Source organism: Haloarcula nitratireducens (genome assembly GCF_019599505.1).
Genome location: NZ_RKLT01000025.1, coordinates 22,459 through 41,851, shown reverse-complemented (window position 1 = coordinate 41,851; position 19,393 = coordinate 22,459). Strand labels below are relative to the sequence as shown.

At 54.0% G+C, this 19,393-nt stretch carries 15 protein-coding genes and 4 pseudogenes; 6 read left to right on the top strand and 13 right to left on the bottom strand.

Going from position 1 to position 19,393, the window contains the following annotated elements; genetic code table 11:
• Window positions 1-37: 37 nt before the first annotated feature.
• The 7 genes from EGH23_RS22860 to EGH23_RS22830 form a co-directional block, all read right to left on the bottom strand.
• On the bottom strand, window positions 38-898 hold the full coding sequence (locus EGH23_RS22860) for a beta clamp domain-containing protein (protein WP_220582302.1): 861 nt from the start codon (window positions 896-898) through the stop codon (window positions 38-40).
• Window positions 899-969: 71 nt separating this feature from the next.
• Window positions 970-2,007: a hypothetical protein gene (locus EGH23_RS22855; protein ID WP_220582301.1), complete on the bottom strand. Its 1,038-nt coding sequence runs from the start codon at window positions 2,005-2,007 to the stop codon at window positions 970-972.
• A 75-nt stretch (window positions 2,008-2,082) separates the two neighbouring features.
• Entirely contained in the window at window positions 2,083-3,462 is a 1,380-nt protein-coding gene (locus EGH23_RS22850; RefSeq protein WP_220582300.1) for a Cdc6/Cdc18 family protein, read from the bottom strand.
• Between the two features lie 1,025 nt (window positions 3,463-4,487).
• Window positions 4,488-5,183, bottom strand: coding sequence for a hypothetical protein (locus tag EGH23_RS22845; protein WP_220582299.1), 696 nt, complete (start codon window positions 5,181-5,183; stop codon window positions 4,488-4,490).
• Entirely contained in the window at window positions 5,180-5,854 is a 675-nt protein-coding gene (locus EGH23_RS22840; protein WP_220582298.1) for a helix-turn-helix domain-containing protein, read from the bottom strand. Before EGH23_RS22840 ends, EGH23_RS22845 begins: the two co-directional genes overlap by 4 nt.
• A 229-nt stretch (window positions 5,855-6,083) precedes the next feature.
• A complete protein-coding gene (locus tag EGH23_RS22835; RefSeq protein WP_220582297.1) occupies window positions 6,084-6,464 on the bottom strand; it encodes a DUF7970 domain-containing protein in 381 nt (126 codons plus the stop codon).
• Window positions 6,461-6,673 carry a hypothetical protein gene (locus EGH23_RS22830; protein ID WP_236045022.1) on the bottom strand — a complete coding sequence of 71 codons (213 nt, stop codon included), beginning with the start codon at window positions 6,671-6,673 and terminating at the stop codon, window positions 6,461-6,463. The genes EGH23_RS22835 and EGH23_RS22830 overlap by 4 nt, the downstream gene beginning before the upstream one ends.
• On the opposite strand from EGH23_RS22830, the pseudogene EGH23_RS22825 reads away from it, so the two are divergent.
• Window positions 6,659-7,117: pseudogene (locus EGH23_RS22825) on the top strand (RNA-guided endonuclease InsQ/TnpB family protein); the annotation flags it as partial. The gene EGH23_RS22830 and the pseudogene EGH23_RS22825 overlap by 15 nt on opposite strands.
• A 35-nt stretch (window positions 7,118-7,152) precedes the next feature.
• Here EGH23_RS22825 and EGH23_RS22820 read toward each other — a convergent pair.
• Window positions 7,153-8,079, bottom strand: a complete 927-nt coding sequence (locus EGH23_RS22820) for a MarR family transcriptional regulator (RefSeq protein ID WP_220582296.1) — start codon at window positions 8,077-8,079, stop codon at window positions 7,153-7,155.
• 138 nt (window positions 8,080-8,217) lie between these two features.
• Between EGH23_RS22820 and EGH23_RS22815 the strand changes: the two genes are divergently transcribed.
• Complete coding sequence (locus EGH23_RS22815; RefSeq protein WP_220582295.1) at window positions 8,218-8,541, top strand: DUF6788 family protein; 324 nt, start codon at window positions 8,218-8,220, stop codon at window positions 8,539-8,541.
• A gap of 1,231 nt (window positions 8,542-9,772) precedes the next feature.
• Here the strand turns inward: EGH23_RS22815 and EGH23_RS22810 are convergent.
• The 4 genes and pseudogenes from EGH23_RS22810 to EGH23_RS22800 form a co-directional block, all read right to left on the bottom strand.
• Window positions 9,773-11,011, bottom strand: a complete 1,239-nt coding sequence (locus EGH23_RS22810; RefSeq protein WP_220582294.1) for a Cdc6/Cdc18 family protein — start codon at window positions 11,009-11,011, stop codon at window positions 9,773-9,775.
• A gap of 1,052 nt (window positions 11,012-12,063) precedes the next feature.
• A pseudogene (locus EGH23_RS27120) lies at window positions 12,064-12,267 on the bottom strand (AAA family ATPase); the annotation flags it as partial.
• Between the two features lie 212 nt (window positions 12,268-12,479).
• A complete protein-coding gene (locus EGH23_RS22805; protein ID WP_220582293.1) occupies window positions 12,480-12,935 on the bottom strand; it encodes a DUF7970 domain-containing protein in 456 nt (151 codons plus the stop codon).
• On the bottom strand, window positions 12,932-13,927 hold the full coding sequence (locus EGH23_RS22800) for a ParA family protein (protein ID WP_220582292.1): 996 nt from the start codon (window positions 13,925-13,927) through the stop codon (window positions 12,932-12,934). Before EGH23_RS22800 ends, EGH23_RS22805 begins: the two co-directional genes overlap by 4 nt.
• Before the next feature lie 1,138 nt (window positions 13,928-15,065).
• On the opposite strand from EGH23_RS22800, the pseudogene EGH23_RS22795 reads away from it, so the two are divergent.
• From EGH23_RS22795 to EGH23_RS22780, 4 genes and pseudogenes are all read left to right on the top strand, one after another.
• A pseudogene (locus EGH23_RS22795) lies at window positions 15,066-15,386 on the top strand (phage integrase SAM-like domain-containing protein); the annotation flags it as partial.
• A 95-nt stretch (window positions 15,387-15,481) separates the two neighbouring features.
• Window positions 15,482-15,976, top strand: coding sequence for a twin-arginine translocation signal domain-containing protein (locus EGH23_RS22790; protein ID WP_220582291.1), 495 nt, complete (start codon window positions 15,482-15,484; stop codon window positions 15,974-15,976).
• 63 nt (window positions 15,977-16,039) lie between these two features.
• Window positions 16,040-17,914, top strand: a complete 1,875-nt coding sequence (locus EGH23_RS27115) for a transposase (protein ID WP_220582290.1) — start codon at window positions 16,040-16,042, stop codon at window positions 17,912-17,914.
• Window positions 17,915-18,102: 188 nt separating this feature from the next.
• Window positions 18,103-19,020, top strand: a pseudogene (locus EGH23_RS22780) (site-specific integrase); the annotation flags it as partial.
• Between the two features lie 239 nt (window positions 19,021-19,259).
• Here the strand turns inward: EGH23_RS22780 and EGH23_RS27335 are convergent.
• Window positions 19,260-19,358, bottom strand: coding sequence for a maltose acetyltransferase domain-containing protein (locus EGH23_RS27335; protein WP_425433267.1), 99 nt, complete (start codon window positions 19,356-19,358; stop codon window positions 19,260-19,262).
• Window positions 19,359-19,393: the final 35 nt, after the last annotated feature.

Genomic DNA, 19,393 nt, shown 5'->3' with positions numbered 1-19,393 from the left:
CACCACTGTGTCCGGAGCTTTTCGCCCGAGAGCGCAGTCAGGTCGGCAGCTTCGGTGCGACCATGAACTGACAGACGCCTTCGGCGTCGGGGAATGGTGCGCTAATTCGCACGGGATTGTGCTGGCCCACCTCAAGTTTCCGAGGAGCCTCGCCCGGCAGGGCACGGTCGATAGTACGGAGGCGACTCGTCTCGAACCGCGCCAGTGCGTCGGCAGGCTCGAACGCGACCAGTTCCTGAGATTCACGGCGGTACACCATACTATCGACGTCGCCATTGGCGCAGAGCCGAAGTTCCCCATCATCAGTGTCGACGTCGATTTCGACTCGCTCCGAGAGAACACCGGCGGCAGACAGCGCGAACGAGAGGTCCGGCCGCGAGATGTGACACGTCGCCGGCGACTCGATCTCGGGCAGGCTCGGCGGCGTTCTGATGGACTCGGTCGGGATAAGTTCAGTCGTCCGGGTGATTCCGTCGACGTCGATTTCGAGTTCACTCACACTGGCGTTCAGCGTGAGTCGCCCGCCGTCGTCTGCACTGCCGACTGACAACGCATCCACGACGTGCTGAACGTTCACGCCGAGGACGCCCTCTGTGACGTCGAAACTGTCGAACGACGCTGCATCCACTCGCAGCTCGAGCATCGAGACACATTCGGCATCGATGGCCCGCATTGCAAGCCCATCCGCCGAGACAGCTATCCGACATTGCTCGACGAGGCTGGCGGCCACCTCAAAGATGGGTTTCAGGACTGAGACATCCGCCGCGAGGTCGAACTGCGTCGGGGCTGGCCCAGTAAAGAGCGCAGTCGCATCGTTATCTGTGACTCTGTCGGGCGTATCGGGCGTCTCGGTTGCTGGCTCCTGTTCGTCGGCTGGCTGCTGCTGATCGGTACTCATCGAGAATTCCCTCACCCACCAGGGAAGCACAAAATCGACACCCGCAGAATGATGCGAACCGACGCTCTCGATCAGGGCACGACCGTCGCGATGCGGTCGGTGCGATATTCGACGGTCCACGTCCCATACGATTGTGTGAGGCGATAGGTCCGCACCGTCGCGACATCTTCGAGAGCGCCGGCGGGTGTCTCCCAGTGGAACTCATAGCCAGCGATGATGTCCCCGTCCTCTAGATATCCGACCGGATGCCCGGGCCCATCCCACTCGGCGACGATCGTCTCACCCCCACGGGGCGGCTGGATACCTCGTCCGACGCTGCCCTGGATACTCGATGGGTCGGTCGTTAGCGACGCCAGCTGTGCGAGGTCCCCGGCGCTGATCGCCCACTGCTCGTCAGCCTCGTCGTCGACGAAGACGTGCTGTGTCTCGCCACGGGTGCGCTGGTACTCGACGCTCGTAATCCGGCCGCCTACCGAGTCTTCGATGAGCCAGATGAACTGATGGACGCCGTCGAGGACTCTCTGGTTCTGTTCTTCGATTGCTATTGTGCTGGTGTCGGTTTCCACCTCGGTCGTGAGCCGCCCTTCAGTAGGTCGGTCGACTGGCGCACAGCTACACAGCAGCGTGCCTTCAGGGCCAGTCAAGACCCACGGCTGGCGACCACAGGGAGTGAGCGAATACTTCGAGGCTGAATACCGCCCGCCGCCAGTGAGCACTCGTAGCGCTTTCTCGATTACGCTGCCGTCGAATCCGTAGCCATATTGAGCGCCGAGTCCGTCGACGAATGTCACGTCTGTTTCGACACTGCTGAATTCGCCGTAGGTGTTCGGAATCGAACGCACCTCGCCGGTGCCAGACTGCCTAACGTAGGCGCCGACGTCGCCGTCGACGACCCAGCGAGTCTGTTGTTGGTGTGCTCGACCACCGGACGTGTGGATACTTGAGTACGGCCGACGAGTTGTGAGGCCCCAGTCGCTATCGGGGGTACTCCACGAAACGCCCTGGCAATCGGGTGCGGGCGTGATGGTCGCACAGCGAGCGACACTCTCGGCGTTAGGTGTGAGGTCGGTACTATCGCTACTGAACGCACTGAGTGGTGAGTCAGTCATTTGTTTTCCTCTCCACTCGCCGAGAGGGCACAAAATGAGTCTCCAAGAACGTGTAATCTTTGAAAAGCTCAGAGACTAGCGACCAACAATATCGACGATTCGTTGGCGCATCCGTGAGTCAATCGGAATCTCCGAACAGCGGTCATCAAGGCCGACCGATTGAAGCAAGAGACTTGCCTCGTCCAAAAGCGAGATTTGTAGATATGTTCCCTCTCGGTACCCGTCGCTCGTTCTAACCATATCGATGATTTTCAGCGTCTCGTACTCTCGAAGCTGATCGGTGATTCGCTTCTGTCCGAGGACATCCGCATCAATCGATTGCGCGAATTCACGATAGATCTGATACATTTCAGTGGCTTTGAAATGCGATTGGTTTGTGAACTCATCCATTGCGGCAAGTGCGGCAATCGCAATCTTTGCCTGCGTTGGGCACCCTCGAATAAGATCCTGAATTCGCGTCACTTCGGCATCATCATTGGCAGCGCGGACGTGCTCTTCACGGACCAGGTCGGCATCATCGTTACGTGCGATTTCCCCAGCAAGTCGGAAGAGATCGATAGCACGCCGTGCGTCGCCGTGTTCCTGCGCAGAAAACGCTGAACACAATGGGATGACGTCCCCCGAAAGGATATCGCCATGGTAGGCGTCGCGACGTCGGTCTAGAATGTCGCCGAGCTGGTTTGCATCGTATGCAGGGAAAACGATCTCATCTGGGGCGAACGAACTCTCGACACGAGTATCTAATCGGTCACCGTATTTGAGGTCATTACTGATGCCAGTAACTGTAATGCCGGCTTCGATGTCATTCTCCTCACCAGCTCGGGACAGCTGCATGAGGAGTTTGCTATCATCTGCTTCCTCTGGGAGAATGTTTTGAACATCGTCAGGCGGTGCAAGACGGTCGATTTCGTCAAGGACGACAATAACGGCGTCATAGAGTTCGTCGATAATCGTCCATAACCGGTCGTAGTAAGCTCCCGTCGCAATGCCCGATTGCGGAATCTTCACCCCTGTTTTGTCGGAATCATTCAGGCTCTTCGCAAGATGAATGATGGTTTGGACTTCTGATCGGCGTTGAGCACAGTCGATAATAGCACGACCAATACGAACATCATTATCTGCACCACGTTCCGCTACCTCTCGACAAACATACCGAGTAACGAGTGTTTTTCCGGAGCCAGATTTTCCTAGCAGAAGTGTCCCTTTTCCTGAACCACCAGTGATTGCCGGTTTGAATCGACGAGCAACGGTTTCGATTTGATTATTTCGCCCGACGATTTTGTCGTGGTCCGGGATATGGTCAATACGGAGTAAATCTTCATCAGCAAAGATGGGATCTTCCTCGTCCAGGACAGAAAGTGGATCATCGCGAGACTTGGAGCGAGAGTGGGCAACTGCTCCGTGCTCGGCAGCATAATCGCCGAGTGTGCTCATCTGCTCCTCACTTGAAGCCATACACCGGATTTCAAATGAAATCGACTTAGTTCTTTCCCCCCGAATCCACTTGTCATTTGGATCCACCTGCATCGCTGCTTCTATCTCCTTGACCCCCTCTTATGAGAGGCATCGAATACCAGACGAACAGACTCATAGAGAACACCAGATTTCAGATGATTCGTGAGGATAGGACACCTTGAATACTGCTCATACCCACACCAGATTTCAAATGAAATTCCCGAATGAACGACCGGGATGCAGCGATCCTTACACACCCACCCCGGATTTCAAATGAATTCAAGCAGGCGTAACCCCCGTTGTTAGCCGAGAAGCTATAGAGGGGGCGTTCGTGAAACCCGGCTATCTGCGGAGTAGAGGTGCTTTCTACGGGAAATCAATTGAAATTCGGTGTCAGGTTGGTATGTACTATGAGAAAACGGTGAATGAGTAGTTGACGGATTTCTAACTGGGTTTCTCTAGGAGGGTGGTATAAATGCAGCTATAGCAGAGATTGGGCTAGGTCTAATATTTCCTCTACCTCTCAAAAACTCAGCTTTTACAGCTTTACTACTACTACTACTTTACCGTTACAATAAAATATATAATAACGCGAATGAACAACTAGTTTCCATCTGAAACTTAAAACGCTATCTTCTTTGGATAGAACATCTCTGCCGCACAAGCTACCTTCTCTACCCTCTTAATGGAGCTCCCCTCCCAACTAACCCCTCCTTCCGTTGGAACCGATTTCATTTGAAATCCGGGGTGGGGGTACCTCCAAGATCTGAAGGACCGTCCACTTTGAGATCTTCGATGTCATAGCGGCTAGCTGATCGCTGACTTCCGTAACTGCATGACTCGTTCTTTATTGCCCTGAGTTAGGCTAGTGAACGATTTACAAGCAGGTTACAGAATATGTCATTTGAGCCTGCTCCCACCATTTCTCTGGAAACTCTCGTGAAATCCGGGGGGTGGGTAGGTATGCAAACTCGGTTGGCGATGTCTGTCTCTTGGGTATTGACCGACGAGACCCGTAATCGTTGTCAGCTCAGCTGGTCAATCTGAGAAGACAGATACTCTTGGAGGGTGGTAACCGTCTCTTCTGAGACAGCAGATGCTCCAAAGTCACTCCGATACCCGTGCTTGAGTTCGTCACTCTCTAAAATCTCCAGTCCACGCTCAAGTTGCTCACGTAGCGCATCTTCATCGCCCCGCTGCAAGTGGGGTGTGACTGTCTCGAGGTCGATCTCTTCTGCGACTGCCAGGACGTCCCGAAGATCTGTTTCGCGGCCGCTATGGAGCTTTGCCGCCACGAGGACCGCCCCATCGATGACTCTGGCGGTCGTCGTTACCGTCCCGCCGCTAACCTCCTGTTGGTGACTGTGGTCGTATAGGTAGTCGAACGACCACTGTGCCTCAGTCTGGCGACAACCAAGTCCATTCACCAGCAAATCGAAGCCAATCGGCTGCTGCGGCGTAAGCCGCTTCTCGTACTCGATGACTTCGGTGTCGTAGAACCACTCCTTGGCGTGACTGTCTGTTTTCTCGAAGTCCTGACGTTCGAGGAATTCGACGAACTCAGCCTTGGAGTCTGGTGCGACAACGATATCGAGGTCCGTGGAGAAGCGAGCATTGAACGCTGAGACAGCGTAACCGCCGACAAGAACGTACTCGTGGTTCTCTTGGATGAGCTCCTCGAGCAGTTCGATGAGCGCATCACTTCGGTTGTTGAAACTCATGGCTGTGCCCGTTCCGTCTCCCGATACGTGACGCCGAGGTCGAGGTCCTCGTACATCCGGTTGAGCATCGCCAGTGCCGACTGGAACTGGGCGTAGTTCTCGTGCATGTACTCGATCGTCTCGTCTCTCGGGATTACCGGGTACCCCTCGACGTGTTCAATTTCGAGTGACGGGCGTGACTCAAGGACGATCTGCAGCGGCCCATCCAGTTCGTCTCGGGGCTGTCGCTCGAATGCGGTGGGAAGATCGAACGAGTCGAAAAACGCCTCCCAGGTATCGACGTCCTGTTCGCGGACGGCAAGGAATAGCGGATAGTCGTCCGGCTCGCGACCAACCTGGTAGCCGCCCTGGGTCCATACGTAGACAGCATCGATCCGTGTGAACGCGAACGGCCAGTCTCCGAATTGTGGGATAACGTAGGCCTCCTCGATTGAGGGTGGACTGACGCCGGCGCTGGCAGCGACGAACTCGCGCGCTGCGTCGCGTACGCGCCCGTCGACGACAGTGAGACCATCGTCATAGGAAACGTAGCCTGCGTCTTCAAGGCGATTGACGGCCTGTCTCACCGTCTCGTACGGCGTGTGGAGGTGCTGCGAGACACGGCGGATGGAGTCACCGCTCTCGATAGCGAGGATGACCTGTGCCGCTGTCTCGTCGAGTACCTCGTACATCTGGTAGTTACCTATAATCCGGTAACAGTTAAAAACCTTACTTGATATTGCTATTAGAAGGTCACCCTCAATTCAGACACCCCAGAAGACTTGACGCTCATTCGGTAGGATAACGCGCACGAAAATACGAAAGCCCACAACATCATACCGTAGCCGGTGACGCCGACGATAGGGGGTGTATCGACCCGATCTGCATCGTGTTAAGGGCCTCACACCCCTAAACTGTACTTTATTTCATCCCGTAGCCCATTTTCCGAAGTTCATCCTCCAGTGTCCGATCTGGTTCGTCCACAGCGAGGACAGCAGCTTCCAGCACGTCGATCTTGTAGACTGCCTCGTTGTCGAAAACGTCGTCCATCCGATCCACAAGCTCTTCGACGTGTTCCTCAGCCTCGTCACAAAGAAAGATATTCCCGTGACTGCGGCCGTCCTGCACCCCGTCTCTCCGGTACTTGTACGGGAGATCGCTCGTCGTCTCTTCTCGGTCCGTGGCCGTAGTTTCCTCGCTGCTCGATAGTTCTGGTTCACTTTCGGTCGTCTCGACGCTTTCACCCTCGTCTTCCTCTGCGAAGTCGTCCTCGTCGAACGGAGAGCCGGCACCAGACTTCATGCGTCGAACGCCTCCTCGATATCAGCAGCCAGCTCGTCGTACTTTTCGAGCGTCTCGTGTTCGCGGTCCGGAACGCGTCGGACGCCTTTTTCACCGTCTTTGTAGGCCTCTTCCACGACCTCGTAGGCAGTGGCGCGTGAGTCCCACATCTCCTGCATTAGCGACTCTCGCTTGCGGAAAACGGCTGGGACGTCGTACTCGACTTCCAACACAAACTCACGACGTGGCTGGTGAAGGAGTATGATTTAGTAGCGGTTGAGGATTTGAATGTGAAGCCAATGTTGGAGACACGTCAGAGTGCGAAAAGCAAGCAGGATGCGGCATGGTCGCGGTTTTTGAGGTTGTTAGAGTATAAGGGCGAGCTGTATGGAACACACGTCATCCGGGTTAATCCAGCTGGGACGTCGAAAGAGTGTTCGCGGTGTGGTGTAGAGACGCCTAAGCCGGTGTGGGTACGCGAGCATTCGTGTCCGGCATGTGATCACGAAGAGGGTCGGGACCTGAATGCAGCGAAAAATATCCGAACTCGCGGTAAGGCGAAAGTAGGGGTGGGATGCTCCGAATCAACGCCTGTGGAGACTGCGCTCCCTACGTCTACTTCCCTGAAAGTAGATGCAAAGCGTGTCATCGAAGCAGGAAGCCCTGAAGCTTGACCTCGGGCAGATTCACTCGCAGCCGAATGTTGGTCTCATTGTGGGAGTGGCACCTCGTAGTCAGCCGCCAGCTCCTGGAACTCGTCCCACGCCGGGAGCCGGTCGTCATCGACCTCGCCGTGCGTCTCGAGGTAGCGGAGCAAGGCGTCGATTTCGTCTTCGAGGTCATACTTAACCGCCTGCTCTCGGAGGTCCTCCTCGTCGACGTTGACGTGGCTGAGCAGGAGGAGACAGTATGAGCGGTGACGGCTACCGTCGTCAATCAAAAGGGTGTGACAACACAACTCCGCCGGCGAGACTGCGTCGAGGTCCTCGGAGTAGAAGTAGTAGCGGTGGCCGGTGAGCAGGAACTGGAGGTCGAAAGCCGCGAATCGAGGGAGGCCGGTTTCGTGGAATCTCTCTGCATCGATCTCCGTCTCGGCCTGGGCGAGGAATTCGTCGTAGTCCTCCCAGAGAAACGTGCCCTTCGGGGCGACGGCTTCGAGGCGTTCGCGATGCAGATGGTGTGCGAGTTCATGTGCGAACTCGTGGAGGCGGTCGAAGTCGGCGTTGAAATCATAGCGGCCGTTGTCCGTCCCGACGAGACCACGGTTGCGAAACCACTTGAGGACTCGGTTGACCGTGTTGCGGTAGTTGTCGCTCCGGTCGGCGATTTCGGAGACGGTTCGCGGCTGGTCGAAGTAGTACAGCACCTCGAGTGCCTTACCGGTCAGCAGCTCGGGGAAGTCGATGTGGGAGTGCTGACGGACGAGATCTTGGTAGAGTTCGACGGCGCGAGCATCCGACGGAACGACCCGTTTTCGCCGGCCGTCGCGTTCCGTGTAGACGAGCCCCCTCTCGACGAGGTCGGCGACGGCACGAGAGAGGTAACTCTCGCTGTGGTCGAGCTTCGCCGCGAGCTCGGAGATCGTGTCGCCGCGGTCGACCGTAGCGAGGACCTCGAGTTCGATGCGTCGGAGCACAGTGTAACATAGTACGAAACTTGTATATAAAGGAGTTTCGAGTAGTGTTACAGTCAGCAGATACAGGAGCCGCCCCTATTGTCTTAACCAACAAAACTATCGATTAGCGGATTGTGTTGGTTAACACGAGAGTAGCCGATGTCCTACGAACCCCCGACCCCACCGGCGAACCTCCCGACGGAGATCGTCAACACGCTCAACAAGTCGGACCCGGAACGGCTCCGAGACGTTATTACATTCGCTGAAGCGCTCGCCGAGCACAAGGAACGTGAGGCCCGTCTCGAGGAATCGGCAGATCAAGACGAAGTCGAGGAGCGACCAGACGATCTCCCAGACGATGTCCCTGCCAAAGCGACGATCACGATCAAGGATATCAACGACAATCGCTACTACTACTGGCAGTGGCGAGAAGGTGAGAAAATTTGCTCCCAGTACAAAGGGCCGGTCAACCCGGAGGAGTAAAACTCGATGAGGGAGGACACCCACTCCACGTTTCCGTCGTAACCGGACGTGGGTGGAGGGGTGCGGCTGATTTCGAAGGGGCCACACCCCCCACGTTTCCGTCGTTTCTCCACGATAGCGTAGGGAGAGTCCACGAATAGTACTATGCAGTGGATAATTATTTTGATCTAGAAATAATATAGATATGAAATAACTTTTATAATGCATAGATTAGAGTAGTATAGCTGAGAAGAACCCAGTAAGTGTAATTCAGCCAACAAGGAGGCGAAATACTTCGCCCCCTCAGATGAAACAATTCTTTCCAACTGCTGCTATAGACGGCCAGCTATGGACGGCTAGGCCGCTCTCGTCTTGGGTATCTTGTCGGGGAGGCCTTCTTCGAGTCCCCTCCCCACCTGTTCAGTGATTACGACGGAAACGTGGGGTGTGTGGGTTCGGAATTCGAGATCGAGGCCACACTCCTGTCTCCGGGTTTCCTATCTCACGTCGGAAACACGACTATATTGTCACCAATCCAATTCCACCGAATTACAGCATTCTAACGCTGATATCGGACAATGAACGTCGGAAACGTGGGGTTGGATCGGAACGACGGAAATCCGGGGTGGGGCGTGAAGTTGCGACTACAAATCGTCGCCGGCACCGAACGAACTCAAGACGGCATCTCTCAGCTGAGAACTCTCGACGAATGTCGGATCGGTCCCATCCGAGTGGTGACAGCACGCTCTCGACGGCTCGGATCTGCTGTGTCTCGTAGTACGAGGCGAATTCGAGGGGTGCTAGAAGATACACTGCTGTTTCCGGAGCTTTCAGCCGAAGATCTAACCTGGGACTACATACACCACTATTTCCCGACTCAACACACCACTGTGTCCGGAGCTTTTCGACTGAGAGTCCAGTTAGGTCGGCACTTCGGTGGGACCATGAACTGGCAGACACCCTCGGTATTGGAGAATAGTGCGCTAATGTGTACGGAATTGCGTTGGTTCACCGCCAGTTTTCAAAGGAGCTTCGCCAGAGAGCGACCGATTATCCGAGCCTACTCGTGTCGAGCTGTGCCAGTACACCGGCAGGCACGAATTCAAACTGCCAAGTACACTATGTATAGGGTTTCTTGGTTAAGCGCGACGAAATTCAAGAGACTGAACACCAAACAACCCCACTATGTCCGCAGTTCTTCAGCCAGCACTGACGGTTATTCTCGTGAAAGCGGAGACATATTCTCAGAATATCAGGTATATTCAGTAAGGGTGGTCTCCTGACTGACAAGGTCTGCGACAGATTCGTGGACGCCAACACTTTCCACCGTCTCTTCGAGCGCAGTCAGTACCATACTGATATCCATATCAAGAGAGTACTCGCGATATGTTCCACCCCGACGGCCTTCGTTTCGCTCAACGCTAGTGATGATACCGAGCATCGATAATTCGCCGAGATGATCCCGCATTCGGCGCGGCACGAGTGGGTCTACCCCGATTTGCTCGGCAAATTTTGTGTATCGGGGTCGAACATCACGAGATCGAACCGGTGTTTGGCCTTGTTGTTCTAGTGTGAGTAGCGCATAGAGAACCAAGTGCCCGTGTTGGGTGAGTCCGGAAATTCCTTCACGAATTCGGCCCCGTTCAAGAGCTTCTCTGGCTTGGCGAACTAAATCGTCTGTAATAACATCTGTATCTTGATCTCGTGCCAGATCCCCGGTTTTCATCAGGAGGTCAAGTGATTGCCGTGCATCACCAGCGTCTTTCGCACCATAGGCAGCACAAAGTTCGATAACCCCCTCATCAATTACATCCTCGTGGAATGCGACAGTAGCACGCTGCTGAAGAATTTCGATCAGTTCTTGGGCGTCGTACGCTGGGAACTGCAGTTCTTCCTCACAGAGCGAGCTTTTGACCTTGGGAGAGAGATTGTCTCGGAAGGAGAAGTTATTCGAAATCCCGATGATTCCGATCTTTGCTTCTGACAAGCTACCATTGGCCCGTGCGCGGGGTAGTTGATAGAGGATACTATCATCATTGACGTGATCCACTTCGTCCAGTACGATTAGAACCGTCCCGCCACAGCTGTCTAACGCGTCCCAGAGCATATCGTAGACAGTAGCACGCGGATATCCCGTGGTGCTAATTTGATTTGCGTCGTCTCGGAACTTGTTAACTAATCGCGTTGCAATCTGGTAGCTACTCGAGAGACCATCACAATTGAGCATCTTTACTGTAAGGTCGATATCATCATACTGCGCTGCGTCGTCAACGAGATGATCGAGCAAGTAACGTGTTCCAGCAGTTTTTCCAACACCAGTTTTTCCGTATAGGAAAATATTGTTCGGCTGTTCCCCGTTGATGACGGGTTGGAGTGCTGTTTTATATCGCTCAAGTTCAGAATCACGGCCAACAAGCTCGTCAGGTTGGTAATCACCTCGAAGAGCATCCCGATTGCGATAGATTTCCGTGTCCCGTTCAAACATACCCATTGGTCGGCTGTATGAATTGATGGATAATAAAACCACCCCCGCCCTCTGTGTCCGCAGTTTCCGCTGTTCTATACCTATATAAAGAAAGGAGGAACACACCCACCCCACTATGTCCGCTGTAACTACTGATAGACTACCAACCAGCAGATTAAATGAATATTAGACTAGGATAGTTTTATTATGTAGTAGTACGGTAGTTTCCGAACGACAGCTAATCACCAGTCAATCTATTCTAGAGATTGACACTAGGGTAACAGTCTCGGTTTTGCCTTCTTCTCCATACAAAGAACTGCGGACACAGTGGGGTGGGAGGGTAACTCTTTCTTTCTCGGTGTCGCTAAACGGATCCAATCTCATCAACGGCACCCTTCACTAGATCAATCTTTGTTCCCTCCCGGAAATCATGGCAAAACAGGCTCAATAGATGCCCTAAGTCGATAATAGTCTCCCAAACTCCTCTCGTGATAGCCTTTCAGTTAGTAGTCGAAATCGTGTTTGTTTGAACTCTCCAAGTCATACACCACTATGTCCGCAGTTCTTTGGGCAGTTAGAGTATAGAACTGCGGACATAGTGGGGTGTTTTATATATTGAGTTGTTGCCACACCCTTTCTTTTCCAACTATTCCCGCACTAGAGGTGCTACTGACTCCAATATTATACAATGGTAGTTCTGAAGCAGTCGAACCACCCCACTATGTCCGCAGTAATTCTGATTCACTCTTCGTTTCACTCGAGAACAGCGGACATGGTGGGGTGATTAGATCCATCCGTACAGCGTACTGTTCTGAGTGTTCTCTAATTATCGCTGGATATCCGGTTATTCTCATCCGACGGGTGACAGGATTCTGTTGACGGTGAGTTCATCGTACTGCTCACCAGTCGCCTCGGTCTTGGGAACAGCGAGCCGGAGTATCGAGAGGTCGGCCGCCGGCATCGGGTCGCTATCGGTCTAGAGATAGTAGCAAAACTTTCGAGAGAGATTGATGTTGAAGCAGGCCGCGTTGCCGACGGGATATTTAACGAGCTAGCGTGCCTGTCGCGCCAGTGGAGTCAATCTCTTCACGAAGGCGTTCAGTGACCAACTGTGAAAGGCAGGTTTTCCCCGTCTCGCGGGGACCAGTCATAATAGTAGTATCAGCTGGTTCGTCATTTATCATCGGATTGAAAACACTAGTGAGATGGTTGACCTCTTGGTTGCGACGCTCAACTTCTCGAGGAATGAACTCAGTGGGGAGGATGCGCGCATCGCGAATCATGTGTCCTGACAGACTGATTTTACGTCGAATTATACAAGCGTGACCGGGTTGTTTCCGGAAAGCCACCTTTACATCCCAGCTGAATCTATATTCTCATCCGCATTTAGGTGGTTTCTGACACCGGAAATCGTGCGTCTCTGGAAACTTCCGAAGTTGATTTTTCAGGGGCTGTGTCCGTCTCCCTTGATGTCTATTTGCTTGTTCTAGAGCACTTAATCCAGTGCGCCGTATCCTTCTGACTTCATCAGCTCAGCGACCTGTTCGGGATGTTGGAACGCAGCGAGTAACGCAAACTCGCGGGCATCCGTCTTCGCTACTTCATCAGTTTCCAGTTCGGTAGCAAGTTCGTTCCGGAACGCCGCTTCCTGAGCGGCGACTTTGTCTCGCAGATGGATTTCTAGTCGCTTGTCGCGTTCGTCGCCGACGTTGTTCCGCCGGACGAAGTAGGGATAGTCAGGTGTCGAAGACTCGTTTGGGGATTCATTATCGGGACTCTCTACTGCTCCTGACGAGGGTTTCTCTGACGGTGCTGTCGTCTTCTTTCCAGATGGGGCAGGCTCACTCTCTGTCTCAGGTTGGCTCTGGTCCTCTACCGATTCGTCGGCTGATTTGCCGTCGTTATCGCTACCGAAATCGAGATTTCCGGAGCCTGACTTGAAGTTGCTCATGAGGTCGTCGCCTCCATTGACTCGTCGTCAGTCAGTTCGATTTGCTGGTTCTCGTGCCCGTCGATTTCCAGTTTGAGTACCGGATCGACGTCAGCGTCGAAGGTTTGTGTTGCGATGAACCAGGCCAGTTCGTACAGTTTCTCTAGCGTGTCGATCTCTCTATCACGCACCCGTCGTTGGCCTGGCTCACTGACCATCTCACCGTCTCTTTCAAACGTCTTCCAGCGCTCTTCGACCACTTTGAAAGCCGATCCTCTGGCTTCCCACATCGCGTCCATGAGACTCTCGCGATTGCCGATGGTCACGGGGGTCGCAAACTCGGCTGTGTTCTCGAACTGTTGCTGGTATTGGCGATGCGCATTAGTCTGTCCGACGCCCGACGGCACAACGCAGGAAAGACCGATTTCGATATCTAGTTGTGTTTCCATGTTGCCGACGAGTTCGTCGAGACCATCCAAGCTGAGGTTCCCTTTCCCAGCCGGTTTGACCGGTGCGACGAGGGTTCGAAGGGCAAAAATCGCGTTGTAGAGCAGGTCCTCCGCTCGCGCGTTAGGGTCGATGAGTATCGCATCGTACTGTTCGTGGAGGTTCTCCCTCTCCCAGAGCAGCTCGTACAGGAGCTCGAAGCGTGGGTACTCATCCCGGCTCATATTTTGCATGCCAGTTTCGTAGGAAATCTTCTGCTCGAGATTCGACGTGAAATCGCCGAGCATGTCGTGACTCGGGATGATGTCGACTCCTTCCGCTGTCGTCTCGATAAGGTCGCCGAACTCACCGTCTGGCATGTCCAGAATATGTTTGACCAAATTGTCGGCGTCCGGGTCGCTTCGATGTTCACCGGCGTCGAAGAGACTCGTGAGGTTCCCTTCTTGTGGGTCAAAATCAAGTACGAGTGTGTTCTGACCCATTCGTTCTAGTGCGACTGCGAGATTAGCCGTCATTGTCGTCTTATACGTCCCACCTGACTCCGAGTATACTACGGCCGTAATCATACGTACCGATATCTTGGTTACTGTATCATAAATCTGTGTCAGACGCTTGGGACAGATATCTGTAACAGACATCTGTAACTGGCGTCTGTAACTTTTATCTGTAATTATTATCTGTGGCGCTCTGTCCCGCAATCTAGTCAGCATTAGGCCGCTGCTGCTGTTTTCTGTCGTCTGTAACAACTAACTGTTATTGATATCTGTTACAGACATCTGTAACACAAGCCGGTCACCCATGTCTGTAACAGATAATCGGAAGCTAATAACTGCTTCATCTATTGAGGAGAATCTATTACAGAAGGCTGTTACAGGCACCTATTACAGACATTCGTAACAGGGGGTACTACTAGTTTCCACGTACGCTTGAAAGGCACACTGAATCTCATCTCAATAGAACCGACGATAGTTCAGACGTTGTATACTCCTCTTGATCGACCTGTGTCGGCTGGTATATAGCACTCTCTCAGAAGCACTTTGAGATGGCTAAGCCTTAATCACAGACTACTATCACAGATAGTAGTCACAGATACCTGTAACAGACATCTGAACACGACTACTTACACCACCTCTACAGAGTGTTTTCTCGAGAATAGTTGGTGGCTCGTTCAAGCTGAACTTCAGCCGAATACGAGCACTCGTCGGCCGTAACGGTAGGCAACAACCTTCCGCTGCTCAAAGCGAGCCGAGAATCGGCTGTGACTCTTCTATTTCGGTAGAGTGCGATTCCCTTACTGTAACACTCTCAATTGGTCCCGAAATTAGTGAGATCGTTATGAATACTGACCGAATCTCTGATATGTGATTCCTGTTGTTCCGTAACGTCGTTCTCCACGAAATCACGCATCACAGTTCTTCTATAACCGTCGCAGTCGTAGCTCAAGCTGCTGAGAATTTAGTATAGCACTATACGATTTATATAACTCTAAAATTCCAAAATCCAGGATGTAGACGGCTACAGACGCCTGAATTCGGAGGCTTACTTGATCTGGTCTGCTGCTCCTGATTATACGAGTAATCACGACCAGTTTTTAGTACCCCCACGCCGTCCGGTAAGCACGAATGCTGCAACCAACTCAGAACGTCGCTTCACCCGGGGGAGAGCCGCCGAGACCGAGCTCCCAGGAACAGCGAGGACCAGACGATGCCTGACCGGTCACTCTCGACATCGCTTGACGATAGCTTCGAGCGGTACCTCCAGGATAAGGGGAAAGGCCGCGGTGGCGACGGCGGAAACTATCGACGTAATGCAGCACGCGAACTTGAGCGGTTCGTCGAGTGGGCTGCCGGCGACCGCAGTGACGGTGACTGGACCGGAATCGTTCCTGACGATGTTGACCGCGAGCCAACCTTTGACGACCTCGACGAGCGTATCTTCCGAGAGTACGCCCGCCATCTCGCCGGCGATCGAGGTCTCAAGCAGAATACCGTACAAACCTACTACCGCTATATCTCTGCGTGGTGCAGAAGTCAGGCACGTCAGAAATAATCGGTTGGACTGCCACGGAATAGTGTCCAATATCCAGAAAGTACTTGCGGGTGATGCTCGAACGAGATATAATGACTTTCCACCCCTCCCGCCGCAATTTCCTCCAAGGACTTGGTGTAGTCTCTGTTATGGGCTTAGCAGGATGCACTGCTCTTGCACCCAAGCAACGTCTGATGATAACCGTCTTCAACAATACGAAGGCTCGACATATCCTCGAACTCACCGTAGTTGACGGAGATGATACCTTAGTCCAGCAATATATCGAACTTCCCGCCGGGATTCGAAACTACTCACCAGAGGTTCAGACAGTCGTATCTCTTGGTAAGGTCTCAAAAGGAAAGAGGGTGAACGTTCGAGCGGTAGTTGACGGAAAAGAGTCCAGCGTCACGGATGCTCCATTAATACTGGACTGTGAATCTGAATACAAAGGAAACGCGGTGACTGCTCGTGTACAGGAGGGCGATACGATTCATCTCTCCAACGACCTTGATGCGAATCACTGTTTCACTGAGACTGAGACGGTATCAGATGACAGCGACTGGCTCAACAACGAGACAGAATCCTGAACTCTCCTTTTAGTCTCTGAATATCCATAGCGTTTTATAAGATATTTCTCGTGCTATCGAGTAGTGTCAGTTGCTCAGCCTACTGAATCCCCGTTTGACCACGACAGGTACTTCACATTCACCGTCAGCGGCGAGGCCCACAACGGGAGTATCCACTTTCTCACCCACTACGCCGAGAAGCCAGATTTCGTTGAAGTCCTTCGGAGTGCCTTCTTCCGAGACAATACCTACGGCGACAACCGGGCTGATTGGCACCGGAACACTACCTCATTCTACGCGTGGGTGAAGGCGCATATGCTTCGGCTCGCGTGGGACTGCCGCGAACGCCTCCTCCACCAATTTCTCCATGCGCACCCCAACGTCTGCCGCGACTTCGGATTCCCAGTCGCTCACAGCCGTGACACGAGCGGTGCGCCGAGCCAGTCACGTCTCTGGGAGATGTGGAACAAAGAGTTCACCGACGTACAGCGCGAGTTCGTGCGGACGGCCACCGAGGAAGCCCTCGCCTTCGCCCGCGAGCAAGGGATTCCCGCTCCTGACCCCGTGTTCCGACCCGAGAAACGAGACATCTCCTCGAAGCGGAGTGAACAGCGGCTGGTCGCGGAGAAAACGATTGAAGTCTGGAAACAGGCCAAGCCGTTCGTCACGGATGCGTTCTATCTGAACCGGGCTGACAATACCGTGGTTCACGAGAACGCGTTCTGGGAACAGCACGCCTACATGGGAATGCGCGAGAATATGTACGCCCAGAGCGGCCAGCACTCCTTCTACATCGAATCCCAGCGTGACCGCACACCAAGTGCGTCGAATCACCGTTACCAGATTGGCAAACTCTCCGCCGAAGAGACGCGCTCGATGCTCCACGAAACCAACCGGATGCTCATCGCCCGCGCTCGGCACAACGCCGAACTCGTCGGCAAACTCATGGCCGCAATCGACATCACGAAGGGTAATCCGTGGACGGGCAAAATTGAGCGCGACGAGGGCAACAACATCACGGAAGACTGGATTCTCGGCTACAAAGACGGTGAAGTGTACTATCAGTGGGCCTCAATCCAGATTGTGGGATACGACATCCCGCTCGTGCTGGACGCGATGCCGGTCAAACGAGGGATGAAGCGAGCCGACATCGTGGACAGCCTGCTGGAGAATGCGCTCGACCTCGTGGACGACATCGAACTCGTAATGATGGACAGAGAGTTCGATAGCGAGGGTGTGAAGGACGCGTGCGACAAGCATGGCGTCTACTATCTGAACGGCGCACGGAAGCACGAATCAGAGAAGGCGACGTGTACACGGCTTCGTCGTGCCGGGAAGACGGTTCACATCGAGGAGGAGACAGTTGCAAATGGCCCGACCCGCAAGCGGATGTACCTCCCGTCCAGTGGTGACGGCGACTTCGAGGACGAGAACGAGGAGGATGATGAGAGGCCAGACATCCGAGAGGAGATGCGCGAAGAACTTGCTGACCTCGGTATCGAACTGGACGATGATGAGGCCTCGCACGGGTTCAGCGCCCTCACGAAAGAACTTCGAGAAGAGGAAGCGAACGAGCCGACCGTCGGGAGCAAGGAGGATTCACAAGCGTACGCGCTGTTCGAGACGAACCATCCCAGCGTGACGCTGAACGAGGATGATAGCGAGGTAGAGCGCATCCACATGGTTGAGCGGAGGGTTCGCCGCTACCGCCACCGCTGGGGCATCGAGAACGGCTACAAGCAAATCAAGACGTTCCGTGTCCGCACAACGAGCAAACGCCACACATATCGGTTCTTCAACTTCGTATTTGCGTGTGTTCTGTACAACGTCTGGCGGCTCGTGGACTTGCTGGTGAAACTCGCTATCGAGGGCGAGAACGCGACGTACGCGCCGCGTGTGGATGCCAATCAGTTCCTCACGGTGGCGAAGGAATACTACGGCCTCGACCCGCCCGACTAACGCTAAGCCGCTCTGTGTCCGCTGACTCCTGAGCGGCGGCACTGTTCTACGTTCTTTATTTTCAGGAGAATTCTTGCTGTTTCTGAATCGCCACCCTCAGCGTCTTCTCAGGACCTTTTCGTATGGTCAGGGTATGTCGCAAGGAACCTCGGTTCAACCGATTATTTGGTCACATGCCTGCCTTCTAGTGGTGTGGCTGGTGCGTCAATGAGGGGTACCTCGAAGCGCACTACGCCCAACGAGCGAGTGCGATGGCGCCGCTTCCTGAAGATGACGGTCGCAAACCCGGTGACCAGCAGGCCTGGACGTTTGAGCAGCGTCACGCACTCACCCGATATGTCGACGAGCGTGCCCGCGATGCTATCGAGACGTACACGACACTCCCAGAGGATACGAATTCTCTTGACAGGCAGCGAGCGCGATACACTGCGCTGAAGGTAACTCGTGACCGTGCGCTCGTGTTCGTGCTCGCGTATACAGCCGTCCGTGTCGGGGAACTGCTTCGGGACCCAAACGATCCACGCCGGCGCGGGGTTCGCTGGGAAGATATCTCGCTTGAAGATGGGAGTATGGACGTCTACCGGAAGAAACAGCAGTGGGACGCCGCAAGTCTCCCCGACCCAGTAATTTCGCCGTTGCGGAGCTATCGAAAGCTAATGGACCCACCAACTGAGCGCTGGCCAGTATTCCCGACGTTCGACCAGCGGACACTCGCAACGCTTGTGCAGGACGAGCTGGCTGACCGCGGGGAACGTCCGGATGCAATTGGGGAGCGACGTGACAAGTACGCTCGCGACCTGTTACTAGCGCTTGAGGAGGACGTTCGACCGCCATCAATCACGACTGATGGTGCACGATCGATTCTCCAGCGTCTCTCAGACGTAGCGGACATCGACATCGATCATCCGAAACACGACTACCTCGCACCGCACGGCGGCCGACGTGGGATGGGTGAGGTCCTCGTTAGAGCGTTTGGGTATACGGTTGCAGCCCGGTATCTCGATAACTCCGAGGAGATGGTGAGAGAGCGATACTCACATATTGAAGCTGGGGAGCTGGGCGATGTTGCGACAGAAGCCCTCAATGAGGTCGATTCTGACGTATAGCTGCGAATGGAGTAGCTATTCCACTGTTACTCCGCTATCGCCTCGCACACGACGTTCGGTCGTATCGGGAACCGCTCGGTGGGGGACCTCTTTACTCCTGTGGGCAGTAACAACGACATTATTGAGGCCGTCGACCACTGTCGAGTGTAGCTATATTCACACCGAAATGGCGGCTCGACGACGCACTTTTCACTAATCGACCCGAAGAGTGCTGTCAGCATTCTCGTCATTCGCTCTGCTCATGTACTGCTGTACGATTGTATAGTGAGTTCTCGCGTTCGTTCCCGTTCGGCCGCGAGTTCAGAATCGTCAGTGTCGTACAGCTCTTCGTTTAGCATCTTCTCCTTCCCGCTATCCCTGGTTACGGATAGCC